Source organism: Agrobacterium leguminum (assembly GCF_015704895.1).
Taxonomy (GTDB): Bacteria; Pseudomonadota; Alphaproteobacteria; order Rhizobiales; family Rhizobiaceae; genus Agrobacterium; species Agrobacterium leguminum.
Window position 1 is genome coordinate 214,102 of sequence record NZ_JADQWB010000002.1, and the last position, 18,338, is coordinate 232,439.

The following is an 18,338-nucleotide window of genomic DNA, read 5'->3' on the forward strand; positions in this document are numbered from 1 at the left end:
GCACCCGCCGGGGTCGTTATTCGGCTCGAAAATGCTTGGAGAGCTTCAGCCCCTGCGCCTGATAATTGGAGCCGAGGCCGGTGCCATAGAGGCCTTCCGGTTTCTGCAACATGTGCTCGTAAACCAGCCGGCCGACGATCTGGCCGTGTTCGAGGATGAAGGGAACCTCGTGGCTGCGCACTTCGAGCACGGCGCGGCTGCCGGTGCCACCCGCCTGCGCATGGCCGAAGCCGGGATCGAAGAAGCCGGCGTAATGCACGCGGAATTCGCCCACCAATGGATCGAAGGGTGTCATTTCGGCCGCATAGAGCGGCGGAACGTGGACGGCTTCGCGCGAGACGAGAATATAGAATTCATCCGGGTCGAGGATCAGTTCGGCGCGGCCGCGCGCGTAGAGCGGCTCCCAGAAATCGAGAACGTCGTGCTGGGCTTTCTTGTCGACATCCACCACCGCCGTGTGATGTTTACCGCGATAACCGATCAGTCCGTTTTCGCCGAAACCCTTGAGGTCGATCGAGAGCGCGATGCCGCCACCGGTCACGTTGGGCGTGTCGCTGGCAACCAGCGTTTCCGTCTCGTGCAGCTTCACAAGCTCGCTTTCGTTGAGCAGCGAATGGCCGATGCGGAAGCGGATCTGCGACAGGCGCGAGCCGCGTCGCACCACGATCGGGAAGGTGCGCGGGCTGATTTCCAGATAGAGCGGGCCGGCATAACCGGCCGGTATCTTGTCGAATTCCTGCGCGCTGTCAGTCATGACGCGGGTGAAGATATCGAGACGGCCGGTCGAGCTTTTCGGATTGGCCGAGGCCGACATGTCCGCCGGCAGCGCAAGGCTTTCCATCAAGGGAACGATATAGACACAACCGGTTTCCAGCACCGCGCCCTGGGTAAGGTCGATCTCGTGCAGGCTGAGACGATTGAGCTTGTCGATGACGCGGTTTCCGGGGCCGGGCATGAAACTGGCGCGCACGCGATAGGCCTTCGAGCCGAGCCTGAGATCGAGGCTGGCGGGCTGCACCTGATCAGCATCTAGATCGGCCTCGCTCTTCAGCTTGCCGCCGGCAAACAGCGCCTTGATTGCGCCATCCGCCAAAATGCCCGTGGTTCTCGTCATGGTCATCATTCCTTTTTACGGCGACAAAACCAAAAGGAAAGCATTGACGCAAGCCGGTAACGGCAGTATGGCAAGCTTATCCCGTGGTGATTTGGCCGGTCGGCTTGCAGCCACGTTAAACAAGTGGCTAAAAAGACCGGGTGCTAGGAACCGGTCTGCTTTTGCGGCCGGTTTTTTTGTTTTGAAGGTGATCACATGAGCAATAAATGGCGCCCGGCAACCCAGCTCGTTCACGGCGGTACGCTACGCTCCCCTTACGGTGAAACGTCGGAAGCGATCTATCTGACCCAGGGTTTCGTCTATGAAAACTCCGAAGCCGCCGAAGCGCGCTTCAAGGGTGAAACGGATGGGTTCATCTACGCCCGCTATGCGAGCCCGACCAATGACATGTTCGAAAAACGCATGTGCCTGCTGGAAGGCGCCGAAGACGCCCGCGCACTTGCCTCCGGCATGGCCGCCGTCACCGCCGCCATCATGTGCCAGCTGCGCGCCGGCGACCATATCGTTGCGGCCCGCGCCCTCTTCGGCTCCTGCCGCTGGGTGGTCGAAACGCTTGCGCCGAAATACGGCATCGAATGCACGCTGATCGACGGACGCGATCTCGGCAACTGGGAAAAGGCGATCCAACCGAACACCAAGCTGTTCTTCCTCGAAAGCCCGACCAATCCGACGCTTGAAATCATCGATATTGCCGGCGTGGCAAAGCTCGCCAACCAGATCGGTGCGAAGGTGGTTGTCGACAACGTCTTTGCCACACCGCTTTTCCAGAAGCCGCTCGAACTCGGCGCGCATATCGTCGTCTATTCGGCCACCAAGCATATTGACGGCCAGGGCCGCTGCCTTGGCGGCGTGATCCTTTCCGACAAGAAGTGGATCGAGGAAGAGCTGCAGGATTATTTCCGCCATACCGGCCCGGCCATGTCGCCTTTCAATGCCTGGACGCTTCTGAAAGGCATCGAGACCCTGCCGCTGCGCGTCAAACAGCAGACGGCCAATGCCGGCAAAATCGCCGATTTTCTCGCCGATAGCGGCAAGGTCGCCAAGGTCATTTATCCCGGCCGCGCCGATCACCCGCAGGCCGATATCATCGCGCGGCAGATGTCCGGCGGCTCGACGCTTGTGGCTTTCGAACTGAAGGGCGGCAAGGAAGCGGCCTTCAAGCTGCAGAACGCGCTTGAGATCGTGAAGATTTCCAACAATCTCGGCGACGCCAAGAGCCTCATCACCCACCCCGGCACGACGACGCACAAGAACCTCACCGACGAGGCGCGTGCCGAACTCGGCATTTCCGGCGGCACCCTGCGCCTTTCCTGCGGCATCGAGGATACCGACGATCTGCTGGAGGATCTGGCGAAGGGTCTGGCGGCCGTTTCGGCCTGAAAATTCAATCCGCAAATCGCCATGGCCTGACCGCGTGTCGGGCCATGGTTCGCCTGTCCGGTCCGAAAAGACCGCATCAGGCAACCAATATTTACCTTTACCGTTATCCCTAACGGTGGAAAACAGCGCAACAGGAGACGCCTCCTGCCCGTCAAGTCATTCATTTTCTTGACGATAGCCAGAGCCTATAGTGTAGGATGCGGCGGCAGGCATAATATCGAGGTGTGGCGCGTATGTATCGTGCTCTGACAAGGGATATCGAGGTAACGGTCGATCCGTATTATCTCGAGGAACAATCCGACCCGGATGACGATCGTTACGTCTGGGGCTACAAAGTCGTGATCGCGAACAATTCCGATATCCCGGTTACCCTCGTCAATCGCTATTGGCACATCACCGATCAGAACGGGCAGGTGGATGAGGTCTATGGGCCGGGCGTCGTGGGTGAGAAGCCGCATCTGAAACCGGGCGACAGCTACGAATATTCCTCCGGCTGCCCGCTGGACACACCTTCCGGCCTGATGTTCGGCCATTATGAAATGGAAACGGAAAATGGCGAGGTGTTCAACGTCACCATACCCGCCTTTTCGCTGGATTCACCCGGCCTGATGCGGGTCCTGAACTGACATTCACCCGGCAATGAAAAAGCCGCGCCCTTCAGGACGCGGCTTTCATTCAGGCATTCTCAAATTCGCTGACATCGTAGCGATAGGTCGTGGAGCAGAACTCGCAGGTCACGGCAATGGCGCCGTCTTCCTCGCTCGCCTCGATCTCCTCGGCGGTGAAGCCGGACAGCACGCCCTTGATCTTGTCCCGCGAGCAGCTGCAACGGTCGAAAACCGCCTGCGGATCATAGATGCGCACACCGCTCTCATGGAAAAGCCGGAAGAGAAGGCGTTCCACCGGCACCTGCGGATCGGTCAACTCGTCGGTATCCACGGTGTTCAGCAGCGTTACCGCTTCGGTCCAGGCATCGTCTTCCTGCACCTCGTGACCGCCCTCATCGCCATCGCCGCCATGCAGGTCGCGCATACGCAGCCGCTCAGGCGCCTGCGGCAGGAACTGCGCTATAACGCCGCCCGCACGCCAGCCATGGCGCGGCTTGCCTTCGCCATCACGGTCGAAGAACTCGGCAACGCCCAGCCGCACGCGGGTGGGCAGCTGTTCCGACTGGCGGAAATAAACCCCGGCAATGTCTTCCAGCGAGGAGCCATCGAGCGGCACTATACCCTGATAAGGCTGCATGCCCGCACCCTGATCGATTGTAAAGGCCAGAATGCCGTTGCCGAGCAATTGCTCCGGCGACGTCGCCCCGGCCGCAATCGCCTCCGCCAGCCGCTCCTCATCGAAACGGGCATAAGCGCGCATGCTTTCCGGCGCGGTGAAATCCGCAACCAGCAGGTCGACCGGGCCGTCACCCTTGGTCTGGACGGTCAGCTTGCCGGAAAACTTGAGCGACGTGCCGATCAGCGCCGTCAGAACGGTCGCTTCCGCCAGCAGGCGGGCGACCGCCGGGGGATAGTCGTGCCGTTCGAGAATGGCATTCAGCAGCGGACCCACCTGCACGGCGCGACCGCGCACATCCAGACCTTCGACCTGAAAGGGCACAACCTTGTCGTCGCCAGCAAAATCGAGATCGTCCAGTTCAACCGTTACATCTGCCATGTCATACTCCCTGGCGCAGCCGTGGCGCCGCTACCGTCCAAAAGTCCGGCTTTTAAAATGTGCTTTTTTCGCTTGTCGCACAGAGACCCTGGAAGAGAAACCGCTTCCGGGGAAAAACGTGCAAATCGTGATGATGGCCCGCCAGCAAAACCGACGAGCCTCTTCGAAGTCCCACAGATGGTAATCTATGCGGTCAAGTTCAAGCACCCGGCGTGACGCGTGTCAGGCCGGGCGATTGCTCATCAGATGACGCCCATGCACCATGCGATGATGGACTTCTGCGCGTGGAGGCGGTTTTCCGCCTCGTCGAAGACGACGGATTGCGGACCGTCGATCACGGCATCCGTCACTTCCTCACCGCGATGGGCCGGCAGGCAATGCATGAACAGCGCGTCTTTTTCCGCCTTGGCCATCAGGGCGTCATTCACCTGATAGGGCTGGAAGATATTGTGGCCGCGCGCCTTGTGTTCCTGGTTCATGGACACCCAGGTATCGGTGACGACGCAATCAGCACCCGCAACGGCCTTGTCGGCGTCGTGGCACAGCATGATCTCGCCGCCATTGTTGCGCGCCCAGTTCAGGAACTTGTCATGCGGTTCGGAGCCCATCGGCACGGCCATCGTCATGCGGTAACCGAAACGCGCCGAGCCCTCCACGAAGGAATGCAGGACGTTATTGCCGTCACCCGTCCAGGCAATGGTCTTGCCTTTGACCGGGCCGCGATGTTCCTCGAAGGTCATGATATCCGCCATGATCTGGCAGGGATGCGTGTCATCCGTCAGGGCGTTGATGACCGGCACGGTCGCGTGTTCAGCAAGCTCCAGCAGGCGCGAATGATCCGTCGTGCGGATCATGATGGCGTCGACATAACGCGACAGCACCTTGGCCGTATCGCCGATCGTTTCGGCACGACCGAGCTGCATTTCCGTACCGGAGAGGAAAAGCGTCTCGCCGCCGAGCTGGCGCATGCCGACATCGAAGGAGACGCGGGTGCGGGTGGAAGGCTTTTCGAAGATCATTGCCAGCATCTTGCCGGCAAGCGGCTTTTCCGCCGTTCCGGCCTTGGTGGCGGCCTTGCGTGCGCGGGCATCGTCGAGAATTGCCCGCAGGTCCTGCGAGCTGACGGCCGACAGGTCGAGAAAATGTTTAGGTGAAGCCATTTCAAACTGTCCCATGCTCGCGAGCCTCGGGGAAGAGGCCCGCCCTTTATTGTTTCCTCAGGCGATTTTTGCCTGTTTCGCTGTCAGGGAAGCGGCGGCCGCTTCCACGCGTGACAGACCCTCGCGGGCCTCTTCCGCCGTGGTGACGAGCGGCGGCAGAAGACGGATGACGTTGTCGCCCGCCGGCACGCCCAGCAGATGCTCGGCGCGCATGGCCTGCAACAGCTCGCCCGATGGAACCTTGGCCTTGATGCCGAGAAGCAGGCCTTCGCCACGGATTTCCTCGATAACGTCAGGATAACGATCCTTCAGCGAAGCAAGGCCCTGGCGGAAGACCAGCGCGACATCACGCACCTTTTCCAGAAAGCCCTCGGAGAGGACGACATCGAGCACGGCATTGCCGACAGCCATGGCCAGCGGGTTGCCGCCATAGGTGGTGCCATGCACGCCCGCCGTCATGCCGGAAGCGGCATCCGCCGTCGCAAGGCAGGCACCGAGCGGGAAACCGCCGCCGATCCCCTTGGCAACCGCCATGATATCCGGCGCAACGCCCGTCTGCTCATAGGCAAAGAGCTTGCCCGTACGGCCAACGCCGGTCTGGACCTCGTCGAAAATCAGCAGCATGCCATGCTCGTCGCAGAGCGACCGCAGCAGCTGCAGGAATTCCTTGGCTGGCGCGCGAATGCCGCCCTCACCCTGAATGGGCTCGATCAGAAGCGCGGCCGTCTCGGCCGTGATGGCGGCTTTCAGCGCATCGACGTCACCGAAGGGCACCTGGTCGAAACCTTCGACCTTGGGACCGAAACCTTCGAGATATTTCTGCTGGCCGCCGGCGGCAATCGTCGCCAGCGTGCGGCCATGGAAGGCGCCTTCGAAAGTGATAATCCGGAACTTTTCCGGATGCCCCTTGGAATAATGATAACGGCGCGCGGTCTTGATCGCGCATTCCAGCGCTTCCGCGCCGGAATTGGTGAAGAAGACCTTGTCTGCGAATGTCGCTTCCGTCAGGCGCTTTGCAAGCTTTTCCTGGCCCGGCACTTCATAAAGGTTCGAGACGTGCCAGACCTTCTCGGCCTGGGTCTTGATCGCCTCCACGAGGTGCGGATGGGCATGGCCCAGCGAGTTGACCGCGACGCCGGCCGCAAAATCCAGATATCGTTCGCCGCTTTCCGTGAACAGCCAGACGCCCTCGCCTCGCTCGAAGCGCAGGGGGGCTCTTGCAAACGTATCGAACAATGGCGCGGCGGCTTCGGCCATGGCTGTATCACTCCTTGCGCGGATGCGCTGTCAGACGGTTGTCAATAGGCTTTCGGGGTTATCCCTTGCCTGAAAATCAAAAATGCCGCCTCGCGGCGGCAGGGGCACTATTGTCACTTCGCCTGCCGATGTCAACAAAAGTCCGCGTTTCTCGGGCTTCTCAAGCCCTAGTAGGTAGCGGCGGACGAGGCCCAAGGTGTTGCCTTTCAGACTCAACTCGCCAGCAAGTTGGGGAAAACCGGAAAATCGATTCGAGATGATTCCTGCGACTCTTGCCACGGAGTCTGCGTGGCACTAGGTTAATCGCTAATTACTAGACTGCATTGCGGCGGAACTAGTCACCAAAAATCAGGCAGAAACCACGCTCGCGGCACGCCCGCGAGGCGGAGAGGGATTCTGCCGACATTATACGCGACGAGCGGAGAAGCGGCATGAACTGGACAGACGAACGGGTCGAAAAACTCAAGAAATTGTGGTCCGAGGGGCTTAGCGCCAGCCAGATAGCAGCACAGCTGGGCGGCGTGAGCCGCAATGCCGTCATCGGCAAGGTCCATCGCCTCAACCTGCCGGGACGCGTGAAGGCCGGCGGCCCGGTTACTTCGGCGCGTTCCGCGCCCAAGCGCACCGCTGCCCCTGCCCCGCGCGCGACGAGTTTCGCGACCCGCGTCAGCGCAGCACCTGCACGCGCCTTGAACCGTTCGAGCGCGGCAACCGCGCTGCACGAGGAGATCGATATCGAGACCGCCGAAGTTCTCGATTACGTTCCCTCCAAAAATGTCGTTACACCGATTTCCCGCCGCCTGACGCTGACGGAACTGACGGAGCGCACCTGCAAGTGGCCGGTCGGCGATCCGCTGAAGGATGATTTCCATTTCTGCGGTTGTGAAGCGCTGGAATCTTCGCCCTATTGCAAGTTCCATGCAAAGCTCGCCTACCAGCCGGTAAGCGAGCGTCGTAAAGCTTGAGTGTTGCGGCACGCATTCGACACTCAAAAACTACGGGCCTTCGGGCCCGTTTTTTTATGGGGGAATCCAAAGTGGTTCAGACGCGGAGCCCGCGTTGTTTAAGAGGCGCTCCCCATCCCTGTTCTTGCGCATTCTCCGGATGTAAAACCGCGATGCGCCCTTGCGGCAAATGCTCTGAATTTGTCGGCGACGTGCCGCGCCCTTTCTCCTGTCAGGGTTTCACCGCGCAATCAGGCTTTCAGCAGACCGTCTGTCACCTTCAAAAGAACAAGGATACGCGTTTGCGGAAGGTTCAAAATCGAAAGGCCCGACACCGTTCCGGTATCGGGCCTTCTGATTTTGGGGAATTTATCCCAGGTGAAACCATAGGTTTCGGTTTTCTCAGGCTTCCATTGAATATCCGGCGCCGCGCACGGTGCGGATGACATCCTGCATATGCGAAAAATTGAGCGCCTTGCGCAGACGTCCGACATGCACGTCGACGGTGCGCTCATCCACATAGATATCGTGACCCCAGACGCCATCCAGCAATTGCGAGCGGGAAAACACCCGGCCGGGAGAGGTCATCAGGAATTCCAGCAGGCGGAACTCCGTCGGGCCGAGGCGCACTTCGCGGCTCTTGCGGTGAACGCGATGGGTCTCGCGATCCAGTTCGATATCCCCGCATTTCAGCACCGAAGACAAAACCTCGGGGCGGGCGCGGCGCAGCATCGCCTTGACGCGGGCCATGAGTTCCGGTGTCGAGAACGGCTTGACGACATAATCGTCGGCGCCGGTGGCAAGACCGCGAACCCTTTCGCTTTCCTCGCCGCGCGCCGTCAGCATGATGATGGGCAGGCGCTCGGTTTCCGGCCGCATCCTGAGCCGACGGCACAGTTCGATACCGGAAACGCCGGGAAGCATCCAATCCAGGATAAGAAGGTCCGGAATACGTTCCTGCAGCCTGATTTCTGCCTCGTCTCCACGGGGTATCGTGTCGACGTCATATCCCTCAGCCTCGAGATTGTAACGAAGCAGGACGCTCAGCGCTTCCTCGTCTTCCACAACTGCAATCTTGGGCACCATATACTAACTCCGCAAGCCGCTGCCTGTCTGTTACTCGGTCACCGAACCGAGGGTGTTGGAACTGTCGTCCTTCGGACGCTCGCCTTCCGGCTGGCTGCCGGTGGTCATGTAATAGATCGTCTCGGCGATATTGGTGGCGTGGTCGCCGATACGCTCGATGTTCTTGGCGCAGAACAGAAGATGCGTGCAGGTGGTGATGTTGCGCGGATCTTCCATCATGTAGGTCAAAAGCTCGCGGAAGAGCGACGTGTACATGGCGTCGATTTCTTCGTCGCGCTCGCGAATGGCATTGGCCTTCTCGGCGGAACGCGTGGAATAGACGTCCAGCACTTCCTTGAGCTGCACCAGCGCCAGTTCCGACAGGTGCTCGATGCCACGGGCAAGCTTGCGCGGCACGCCGGTGCCGGCAACCGCAATCACACGCTTGGCGGTGTTCTTGCCAAGGTCGCCGACGCGCTCGAGGTCAGCGGCGATACGCAGGGTGCCGATGATCTCGCGAAGGTCGGCCGCCATCGGCTGGCGTTTGGCGATGGTGACGATGGCCTTGTCGCCGATCTCGCGCTCGGCGTGGTCGAGGATCGCATCGTCGGAAATGACCTTCTGGGCGAGCGCGGCATCGGAATTGACGAGCGCACGCACGGCGTCGGCGCACATCTGCTCCGCAAGACCGCCCATTTCAGCGATGCGGCGAGTCAGAAACTTCAATTCATCGTCATAAACGGAAACGATGTGCGAATGGGTCGTTGTCTGTGTCATGGTCTAGTCCTCCGGCTTGGCCTGCATGCGCGTACCCGGAAGCGGGCACGGCAGAAGCACCAGTCTTGTTCGGTTTCGATAAAGCGCCGGCCGGGATCAGCCGAAGCGGCCCATGATGTAATCCTGCGTGCGCTGGTCGTCCGGATTGGTGAACATCTTGTCGGTTTCGTTTTCCTCGACAAGATGACCAAGATGGAACATGGCCGTGCGCTGGGAAACACGCGCCGCCTGCTGCATGGAGTGCGTGACGATGACGATGGTGTAATTGGTGCGCAGCTCGTGGATCAGTTCCTCGACCTTTGCGGTCGCGATAGGGTCGAGAGCCGAGCAGGGCTCGTCCATCAGGATCACTTCCGGGCTGACGGCAACTGCGCGTGCGATGCACAGACGCTGCTGCTGACCGCCGGAAAGACCGGTGCCGGATTCGTGCAGACGATCCTTAACCTCGTTCCAGAGACCCGCCTTCTGCAGGCTCTGCTCGACGATCTGGTCCATATCCGCCTTGTTGCGGGCGAGACCATGGATGCGCGGGCCATAGGAAATGTTTTCGTAGATCGACTTCGGGAAGGGGTTCGGCTTCTGGAACACCATGCCCACGCGGGCGCGCAATTCCACGACGTCAATCGCCTGATCGTAGATATCGTCGGTGTCGAGCGTGATCTTGCCGGTGACCCGGCAACCGTCGATCGTGTCGTTCATACGGTTCAGGGTACGCAGGAAGGTGGATTTGCCGCAGCCGGACGGACCGATAAGCGCGGTCACCGTATTTTCCCGAACGTTGAGGTTCACGTCGTAAAGCGCGCGCTTTTCGCCGTAATAAACCGAAACGTCCTTGCCGATCATCTTGTATGAGACTTCATTCATTTTCTTGTCCAGCGCCTTTTCAACTGCTGCTTCCGACAACATGTTCATTGCTCAAGCTCCCTCTACCAGCGCCGTTCGAAGCGGCGACGCAACAGGATTGCGCCAACATTCATGACGATGAGGAACAGAAGCAGGATGATGATAGCGCCGGATGTCCTTTCGACAAAGGCGCGCTCGGCTTCGTTCGCCCACATGTAAATCTGCACCGGCAGGGCCGTGGACGGATCCATCGGCGTTGTCGGATAATTCGCAACGAATGCCACCATGCCGATCAAAAGCAGCGGCGCCGTTTCGCCCAGCGCGTGGGCGAGACCGATGATGGTGCCGGTCAGAATGCCGGGCATGGCGAGCGGCAGCACATGGTGGAAGATCGTCTGCATCTTGGAAGCGCCGAGGCCGAGGGCGGCGGCGCGGATAGACGGCGGCACGGCTTTCAGGGCAGCGCGCGTCGCGATGATGATCGTCGGCAGGGTCATCAGCGTCAGGACGAGGCCGCCGACCAGCGAGGCCGAGCGCGGAAAGCCCATGAAGTTGATGAAGACCGAGAGGCCGAGCAGACCGTAGACAATCGAAGGAACGGCCGCGAGATTGTTGATATTCACCTCGATAAGATCCGTCAGACGGTTCTTCGGGGCGAATTCCTCGAGATAGATGGAGGCCGCGACGCCGATCGGCAATGACAGCACCAGCACGATCAGCATCATATAGAAGGAGCCGATCAGCGCCACACCGACACCCGCCGCTTCCGGACGGCTCGACGCGCCGTTGACGAAGATGCCGGTATTGAAATGTTTGCCGAGCTGGCCGCTTTCGGCAAGCTGGTTCATCCAACCGAGCTGCTGGTTCGAGATACGGCGATTGGCTTCATCCGCCTTCAGGTCGACCTGGCCCTTGAAGGCGCTGTCGACATCGCCCGACGCCAGTAGCGTGACGGTGCGCGTGGTACCGATGACGGCGGGATCGGCGACGACGATGTCGCGAAGCTGCGTGCGCACGCTGTCGGAAATCAGGAGATTGACGGCGCGAAGGCCGGCGCGGTCCGTCGGCGCAACACCAAGGACCTTGGCGACCGCATCGCGGGCGATGACGGGATAATTGGCCGTCATCAGCTTTGTGGGATTGGTGGCGCGCTCATTTTTCGGATCGATGATCTGTTCGGAGAACTCGACCGGAACGGTGATCATCGTCTGCTGGAAAGCGGTGTAACCCTTGGAAACCACCGAGAAAAGCAGCAGAAAGAGGAAGATGAGGCCGAAGGAAATCGCTGCCATGCCGTAGGCACGGAAGCGGCGTTCGGCGGCATAGCGGCGCTTGATGCCGATATCACGGCGCGTGGCCTTGTTGACGGCGCTCGCGCCGGCTGCGGGAGAAACGATGTCGGTCATTCATATTGCTCCCGGTATTTGCGCACGATGTAAAGCGCGTAGATATTCAGGCAAAGCGTGATGGCGAAAAGCGTGATGCCGAGTGCAAAGGCAACCAGCGTCTGCGGCGAGGTGAATTCAAGGTCGCCGGTGAGCTGGCTGACGATCTTGACCGTCACCGTGGTCATGGGCTCGAAGGGATTGAGCTGCAGGCGGGCAGCAACACCGGCCGCAAGAACCACGATCATGGTTTCGCCGATGGCGCGCGAAGCCGTCATCAGCACGGCGCCGACAATACCGGGGAGAGCGGCCGGAATAATGACCCTCTTGATCGTCTCGGAGCGCGTGGCGCCAAGGCCGAGCGAACCGTCACGCAGCGAGCGCGGCACGGCGGTGATGATGTCATCCGACAGCGACGACACATAGGGGATCAGCATGATGCCCATGACGAAGCCGGCGGTGATGACGCTCTGCGCCTGGATGAAGTTGGCGTAGTTGCCCGTTGCCAGACCGTTGATCTGCGTGGAAATGTCTCTGAGGAAAGGGCCGACCGTCGTGAGCGCGAAGAAGCCGTAGACGATGGTGGGAATACCGGCGAGCACTTCAAGCAGCGGCTTTGCCATGGAGCGGAAGCGCGGCGAGGCATATTCCGCCATGTAGATCGCCGAGAAGAGACCGACCGGAACCGCAACCAGCATGGCGACCAGGCCGATATAAAGCGTGCCGGCGAGCAGCGGGATCAGGCCGAACTGGCCGGAGGAGTCGGTGGCACCTGCGGCCGCAAAACGCGGATCCCAGACCGTTCCGAAGAAGAACTGGTGCGCCGGAACCATGGTGAAGAACTGGATCGCCTCCGTCAGCATCGACAGGACGATGCCGATGGTCGTGAGGATGGCGATGGACGAGGCGACGAGCAGGGCCGCGAGAATGACTTTCTCGACCTGGTTGCGCGCCCGGAAACGCGGCGCGATTGCACGCAGCGCATAGGCGCCGCCGCCGAGCGCGGCCAGCAGCACGACGGCGATCATCGCGATACGGCTGGTGGAGGTCATGCTGTTGAGCGTGTGGGCGGCATCGACCATGAACCGCTCGGGATCGCCGGCGATTGCAACACCCTTCGATGCCAGAAGCGGCCGGACCGTAGCCGTGTCCGCCTCGACCTGCGCGGTTTCCTCCGGCGTCAGCCGCTGGAGGCCACGGGCGATGGAGGTCACCATACCGTAGGTCAGGCTCTGCTGCGCTTCGGATTGTGCCCGGACATCCTCGGGGAAACTACCGCGCACCGCCGAGGTGACTAGCAATGGGCTGACAATGAGCCAGGCACAGAGAATGAACGCCGCGGGCAGAACCGCCCAGACGACCGCGTAGGAACCGTGATAACCGGCACGGGAATGCATGCTGGAGGGGCGACCGCCAGACAGGGCAACGGCACGGCGGCTGCCGAGCAGATAGCTGCCGATGCCGATGAGCGCCAGTATCAGCAAAAGGATCGATGTGTTCATTAGAGTTCCCTCGGCGTGCCTCAAGAGCACGGTGCGATATCGGGCAAATCAAAAAGTCATCAAAACGAGACCGCTGGACCATCCCATGATGCCTGCCGCCTGACTGTATCATAGTCTGGCAAGCGTCAAGGTTGATACATCCTATCCATCTGTAATCCATCGACAATCATGTGGATGGCGATGAGTAGGAACTGTCAACCGCGGACGACGGCCCAAGCGAAGCCGAATGAGGGGCACGGCAAAGCCGCACCCCTCTTTCTTCATTACATCGTGGAGCCGGCCGAGAACTTCGAGCGGATTTCTTCGCGCTCTGCGTCCGGAGCGGCAACCAGGCCGTAGTTGGCGAGCGGGGAATCCGGGCCGATCATTTCGTCGGAAACGAAGAACTCGACATATTCCTTGAGGCCCGGGATAACGCCCAGGTGAGCCTTCTTCACGTAGAAGAACAGCGGGCGGGAAACCGGGTACTTGCCGCTGGCAACGGTTTCGGTGGACGGAACGACGCCCGAAACGGTCGCGACCTTCAGACGGTCGGCGTTGTTTTCATAGAAAGCGAGGCCGAAAACGCCGAGGCCGGTCTTGTTGGCGTCGATACGGGCGAGCGTTTCGGTGTAGTCGCCGTCGATGTCGACTGCAGCGCCGTCCTTGCGGACTGCAACGCACTTGGCAGCAGCCTGCTTGGCGTCGGTGACGATCTTCTTGATGGCGTCGGTGGCGCCGGCTTCCTTGCAGCCGTCAGCCATGATCTTCTCTTCGAAGACTTCGCGCGTGCCGTGCTTGGAGCCCGGGATGTAAGCGGCGATCGCGACGTCCGGCAGTTCCTTGTTGATTTCCGACCACTTCTTGTAGGGGTTGGCAACGAGCTTGCCGTCCTTGACGATTTCAGCGGCGAGAGCGAGGTAAAGGTCCTTCGGCTCGAGCTTGATGTCCTTGTTGGAAGAATCCATAGCAAAGACGATACCGTCGTAGCCGATCTTCACTTCCTGAACGTCGGCAACGCCAGCAGCCTTACAGGCGGCCAGTTCGTCGCTCTTGATCTTGCGCGAAGCGTTGGCAATGTCGATGGTGCCTTCGCCGACGCCGGAGCAGAACGCCTTCAGACCGCCGCCTGTGCCGCCGGACTCAACAACCGGAGCCTTGAAGTTCGGGAAGGTTTCGGCAAAGGTCTCGGCAACGATCTTGGCGTAGGGCAGAACCGTGGAGGAACCGGCAACCTGGATCTGGTCGCGAGCAGCGGCGGCGCCAGCGAAGGCGACAGAAGCCACTAGAGCTGCTGCGGAAAATTTAACGATGTTCATTTGTCTCTCCCGTCGTGGGCTTTGTTGTGGACGCAGCCGATAGCGACACTCGCTCTTAGCTTGCGCTCGGCGACCTTTTCTTAACCACCGTAGCCCCATCCTTTTATGTCACTTTGACGAAAGATTTGTGACAATCTAAATTATTGATTTTATTTATAAATATCCACGACATTAAAAGCAGATGCATATTTTATGTCAGAATCTCACAGTGAAGTCCGTGCCGCTGCCCAATTCCGATTTAATGATGAGGCGGGCGCGGTGGCGGGTGAGGATGTGCTTGACGATGGCAAGCCCGAGACCCGTGCCCTTTTTCGAGCGGCTGTCGGCGACGCTGACACGATAAAAACGCTCCGTCAGGCGTGGCACATGTTCGGCGGGAATGCCCGGCCCCTTGTCGATGACGCTCACCTCCACCGGCTTGCCGGGCTCGGCCCGCAGCCAGACATCCACGACCTTGCCTTCCTGGCCGTATTTGCAAGCATTTTCAACGAGGTTCTGGAATACCTGCACCAGCTCGTCGCGGTCCCCCTGCACCTCTGCCGGCCGGTCGGGCAGATGCAGCGTGATGGTCACATCCAGCTCGTCGGCAAGCGGCAGCAGGGTATCGCGCACATGGCCGATGACGGGAACGAGATCGACCTTCTGGTCGGGCGCGATGTTGGCCCGCAATTCCAGCCGCGACAGGGACATGAGATCGTCCACCAGCCTGCTCATGCGGGTTGCCTGATCCAGCATGATGGCAAGGAAACGTTCCTGCGCCTTCGGGTCGTTGCGCGCCGGCCCCTGCATGGTTTCGATGAAACCGCGCAGCGAGGCGAGCGGCGTGCGCAATTCATGGCTGGCATTGGCGACGAAGTCGCTGCGCATGCGGTCGATGCGGCGAAGCTCCGAGACGTCGCGGAACGACAGGATGTAGAATGGCGGGCCTGCCCCCTCTCCCACATCCGCACGGGCGATGCGGACGATGAAGACCCGTTCGGAAGGGAAGCGCTCCGAATGTTCGACCTGGTTGGGCTGGCCGGTGGCGATGGTTTCGCGAATGACATCCAAGAGGCCGGGAGAGCGCAACCGGGCGGAAATATGCGCCCCGGCGGGCAGCTGGCCGAAGGCGCGCTCGGCCGCGCCGTTCTGAAACAGCACGCTGGCGTTCCTGTCGAGAATGAAAACGGGGGTATCCAGAACCGCGAGGCCCGCCCTTACGCCGGAAATGACGCTTTCGCCGGGCATTTCCTGCTCATCTGCCGCCGCAACCGAGCTCCCGTCCTTTGCGGAAGCCGCCGCCGGCCCCTCCCGAGCGGCGAGGATGGCAATGACGGCGCAAAGCCACAGGGCGGCGGGCATATAGGGCGTGTTGAGCTCCGCAACGGCCACGATGGCGAGCATGCTGACGATGAGAACGGGCAACCAGTTTCGGCCGAGCTTCCTTCCCAAACGCCTTAATCCACCATCGCCTTCCATGACTGCCATTTCAGCCTGCTCTTTCCACTTTCATCTGACAGCGCATCGAAATCTCATAGGCCAGCTTCATGACAGAGATTCATCATCGCGCATTTTCCACAACGTATATGCGCAAAATCGACGCCGCAATCGCTGCCGCCGCCGCACCCCGGTCAAGCGGTCCTGTTTCACTTGAATTCTGGCAATGGATGTGAACTCATTGGCGTCGAGTTGCCTTTACACAACAACAGCCGGAGGAAACCATGGGCGAAGAAACGAAGAAGCGGACGGTCGAGATCACCATTGGCGGCAAACTGCGCAGCTTCGACATCGACGATCCGGTTCTTCCTGACTGGGTTGAGGAAAAGAAACTTTCCGCAGGCGATTTTCCCTACGACAAGAAGATGAAGCGGGAGGACTACGACAGCGCCCTCGAGGCGCTGCAGGTGGAGCTGGTCAAGGTGCAGTTCTGGCTGCAGGCCACCGGCAAAAGGGTCATGTCGGTTTTCGAGGGCCGCGATGCGGCGGGCAAGGGCGGCGCGATCTTCGCGACCCGGGCCTATCTCAACCCCCGCTATGCCCGTGTGGTGGCGCTGACCAAACCGACGGAAACCGAACGCGGCCAATGGTATTTCCAGCGCTATATCTCGCATTTTCCGACCGCCGGCGAATTCGTTCTCTTCGACCGCTCCTGGTATAACCGCGCAGGCGTAGAGCCGGTCATGGGTTTCTGCACGCCGGAGGAACACAAGCGTTTCCTCAAGGAAACACCGCGCCTGGAAAAGATGCTGGTCCATGAGGACGTTCATCTGTTCAAGTTCTGGCTCGACATCGGCCGCGAAACGCAGATCGAACGCTTCCATGACCGCCGCCACAGCCCGCTGAAATGCTGGAAGCTTTCGGATATGGACATAGCCGCGCTGACGAAATGGGACGACTACACGCAGAAGCGCGACGAAATGCTGGAAAAGACCCACACCGATGCCGCCCCCTGGACGGTGGTGCGCGCCAACGACAAGCGCCGCGCGCGGATGAACCTCATCCGTCACATTCTTCTTGCGCTCGATTATGAGGGCAAGGACAAAAAGGCAATCGGCGAAATCGACGACAAGATTTTGGGATCGGGGCCGGATTTTCTCAAATAGGACCGGGAGACGCTGACAGGCGCCTCCATTCGAGACGCCTGTTTTCCCTTACTGGCCCGGCAGAATGCGCACGGAATAAAGATTGACCGGGCGGCCGCTGCCATCGATGTCGCTGTTGATGAAGATCCTGCCCGGCGCATTGGGGGCGAGAGATCGTTCGAATGTCGTGTTCAGCAGCATGTCCGCGCGCTCGGCCGTGGCGGTGAAGCGGTGGCGGGAGCAATCGCCCAATGTCGCGAAATCGCAGGCGACGGACACCTGGGTCTGCCGGTCGCTGGAGGATTGCAGCGTGATCGAAATAGTGGAGGACTTGCCCGCCATATCCCGCATCACCTCCACCGGAACCTCGACGCTGACGGCGCCATCCTGCGAGACACTCCTCGAGGTCACCTTTATCGCCTTGCCGGCGGGTGTGGCGATGTTTTCGACATTGGCACGCGGGCCGGCCGAAACACCGGAACTGCCACGCTCCGCATTGAAGACTTCCACCCAGTCATCGGAAAAACCACGGCCGGCGGAAAGGCTCGGCGCGGGCTCCGTCCCGTTGAAATCCTCCGCCTGCACCTGCGCCGGCGGATTGGGCACGCTGGTATCGCGCTGCTCCGGCGACAGCAGGAGGCCTGAGGAATAGACCCACCAGGCGCCGAAACCGATAAAGGCCAGAAGCGTCACGTAGATGAAAAGCCTGGCGAAAAGCCCCCGGCGCTTGCGGCGGCCAACCGCGCCTTCCGGACGGAAGGCAAGCGAAGCATCGCCCGCGCGAGAGCTTCTCTTCGGCGGCTTGCCATTGCGCTGCCCCGCACTCAGCGGTTCCGGAGCAGCGGCAGCGCCCGGCCGCACATCGCGCGTTTCACCACGCAGCTCCGGCTCAACACCCATATCGCCGTGGTGGGACGGCTGCGAAACGGGATCGACCGAGTGATCGTCCTGCGCCGGACTTTCCGGTGCGGGCGGGCGCAATTGCTGCTCCACCCTGTCCAGAAGCCGGTTGCGCTCTTCATTCTCGATCTGGTGGATCAGGCCTTCAAGCCGCTGGCGCTGCTGGGAGACAACCTGCGGATCGTCTATGCCCTGCTTGCGCAGGCCCGCTTCCAGTGCCTGGCGGGAGGATTGGTAAATCCGTGCACGAACTTCGGCGTTCGATCTGTCCGATTTTTCCAGAGCATTTCTGATTGCCGTTTCCAGTCCGCTCACGACCGATCCTTGTTCTATTGCGCTTTGCAAAAAATATGCGGCGCTGCGCCATGGGTTCACGATTCGGTAACGGCTATACCGCCCCTCCGCAAGCATCGTTTGTGATAAAGACCGGATTGCCTTGGGGAAAATCAATTCATTGTGGCGCTACGAACGCAGATTCGAGAGGCAA

Annotated in this window: 16 protein-coding genes and 1 riboswitch; of the genes, 4 read left to right on the forward strand and 12 right to left on the reverse strand. The window is 60.4% G+C overall.

From position 1 onward, the window contains the following. Positions 1-16: 16 nt before the first annotated feature. Positions 17-1,114: a 2'-deoxycytidine 5'-triphosphate deaminase gene (locus I3J13_RS03960; protein WP_196378062.1), complete on the reverse strand. Its 1,098-nt coding sequence runs from the start codon at positions 1,112-1,114 to the stop codon at positions 17-19. 73 nt (positions 1,115-1,187) lie between these two features. Next, positions 1,188-1,266: riboswitch (SAM riboswitch) on the forward strand. 43 nt (positions 1,267-1,309) lie between these two features. Between I3J13_RS03960 and I3J13_RS03965 the strand changes: the two genes are divergently transcribed. After that, positions 1,310-2,494, forward strand: a complete 1,185-nt coding sequence (locus tag I3J13_RS03965; protein WP_035265079.1) for an O-succinylhomoserine sulfhydrylase — start codon at positions 1,310-1,312, stop codon at positions 2,492-2,494. Between the two features lie 233 nt (positions 2,495-2,727). After that, on the forward strand, positions 2,728-3,120 hold the full coding sequence (gene apaG / locus I3J13_RS03970) for a Co2+/Mg2+ efflux protein ApaG (protein WP_003503545.1): 393 nt from the start codon (positions 2,728-2,730) through the stop codon (positions 3,118-3,120). 49 nt (positions 3,121-3,169) lie between these two features. Here the strand turns inward: apaG and I3J13_RS03975 are convergent, their stop codons facing one another. From I3J13_RS03975 to I3J13_RS03985, 3 genes are all read right to left on the reverse strand, one after another. After that, the gene (locus I3J13_RS03975) at positions 3,170-4,159 is read right to left on the reverse strand and encodes an Hsp33 family molecular chaperone (RefSeq protein WP_065654528.1); all 990 of its coding nucleotides are present in this window, start codon (positions 4,157-4,159) and stop codon (positions 3,170-3,172) included. Positions 4,160-4,401: 242 nt separating this feature from the next. Next, positions 4,402-5,319 (reverse strand): ornithine carbamoyltransferase, encoded by a 918-nt coding sequence (argF, locus tag I3J13_RS03980; protein WP_035265076.1) that lies wholly within the window; start codon positions 5,317-5,319, stop codon positions 4,402-4,404. Between the two features lie 57 nt (positions 5,320-5,376). Beyond that, positions 5,377-6,576, reverse strand: a complete 1,200-nt coding sequence (locus I3J13_RS03985) for an aspartate aminotransferase family protein (protein ID WP_080852715.1) — start codon at positions 6,574-6,576, stop codon at positions 5,377-5,379. 431 nt (positions 6,577-7,007) lie between these two features. On the opposite strand from I3J13_RS03985, the gene I3J13_RS03990 reads away from it, so the two are divergent. Continuing rightward, the gene (locus I3J13_RS03990; protein ID WP_196378063.1) at positions 7,008-7,541 is read left to right on the forward strand and encodes a GcrA family cell cycle regulator; all 534 of its coding nucleotides are present in this window, start codon (positions 7,008-7,010) and stop codon (positions 7,539-7,541) included. Between the two features lie 381 nt (positions 7,542-7,922). On the opposite strand, the gene phoB is transcribed toward I3J13_RS03990, so the two are convergent. From phoB to phoR, 7 genes are all read right to left on the reverse strand, one after another. Continuing rightward, positions 7,923-8,606: a phosphate regulon transcriptional regulator PhoB gene (phoB, locus tag I3J13_RS03995; protein WP_003493692.1), complete on the reverse strand. Its 684-nt coding sequence runs from the start codon at positions 8,604-8,606 to the stop codon at positions 7,923-7,925. Positions 8,607-8,636: 30 nt separating this feature from the next. Further along, on the reverse strand, positions 8,637-9,362 hold the full coding sequence (gene phoU / locus I3J13_RS04000; protein WP_003519985.1) for a phosphate signaling complex protein PhoU: 726 nt from the start codon (positions 9,360-9,362) through the stop codon (positions 8,637-8,639). Positions 9,363-9,458: 96 nt separating this feature from the next. Next, positions 9,459-10,274, reverse strand: a complete 816-nt coding sequence (gene pstB, locus I3J13_RS04005; protein WP_003519986.1) for a phosphate ABC transporter ATP-binding protein PstB — start codon at positions 10,272-10,274, stop codon at positions 9,459-9,461. Between the two features lie 14 nt (positions 10,275-10,288). Next, positions 10,289-11,611, reverse strand: coding sequence for a phosphate ABC transporter permease PstA (pstA, locus tag I3J13_RS04010; RefSeq protein ID WP_035265072.1), 1,323 nt, complete (start codon positions 11,609-11,611; stop codon positions 10,289-10,291). After that, the gene (pstC, locus tag I3J13_RS04015) at positions 11,608-13,092 is read right to left on the reverse strand and encodes a phosphate ABC transporter permease subunit PstC (protein WP_142778633.1); all 1,485 of its coding nucleotides are present in this window, start codon (positions 13,090-13,092) and stop codon (positions 11,608-11,610) included. The genes pstA and pstC overlap by 4 nt, the downstream gene beginning before the upstream one ends. A gap of 263 nt (positions 13,093-13,355) precedes the next feature. After that, entirely contained in the window at positions 13,356-14,390 is a 1,035-nt protein-coding gene (locus tag I3J13_RS04020; protein ID WP_035265067.1) for a substrate-binding domain-containing protein, read from the reverse strand. Positions 14,391-14,585: 195 nt separating this feature from the next. After that, a complete protein-coding gene (gene phoR / locus I3J13_RS04025; RefSeq protein ID WP_196378064.1) occupies positions 14,586-15,857 on the reverse strand; it encodes a phosphate regulon sensor histidine kinase PhoR in 1,272 nt (423 codons plus the stop codon). 233 nt (positions 15,858-16,090) lie between these two features. Between phoR and ppk2 the strand changes: the two genes are divergently transcribed. Beyond that, positions 16,091-16,972, forward strand: a complete 882-nt coding sequence (ppk2, locus tag I3J13_RS04030) for a polyphosphate kinase 2 (RefSeq protein WP_196378065.1) — start codon at positions 16,091-16,093, stop codon at positions 16,970-16,972. A 48-nt stretch (positions 16,973-17,020) separates the two neighbouring features. On the opposite strand, the gene I3J13_RS04035 is transcribed toward ppk2, so the two are convergent. Next, positions 17,021-18,166, reverse strand: a complete 1,146-nt coding sequence (locus I3J13_RS04035) for a hypothetical protein (protein ID WP_196378066.1) — start codon at positions 18,164-18,166, stop codon at positions 17,021-17,023. Positions 18,167-18,338: the final 172 nt, after the last annotated feature.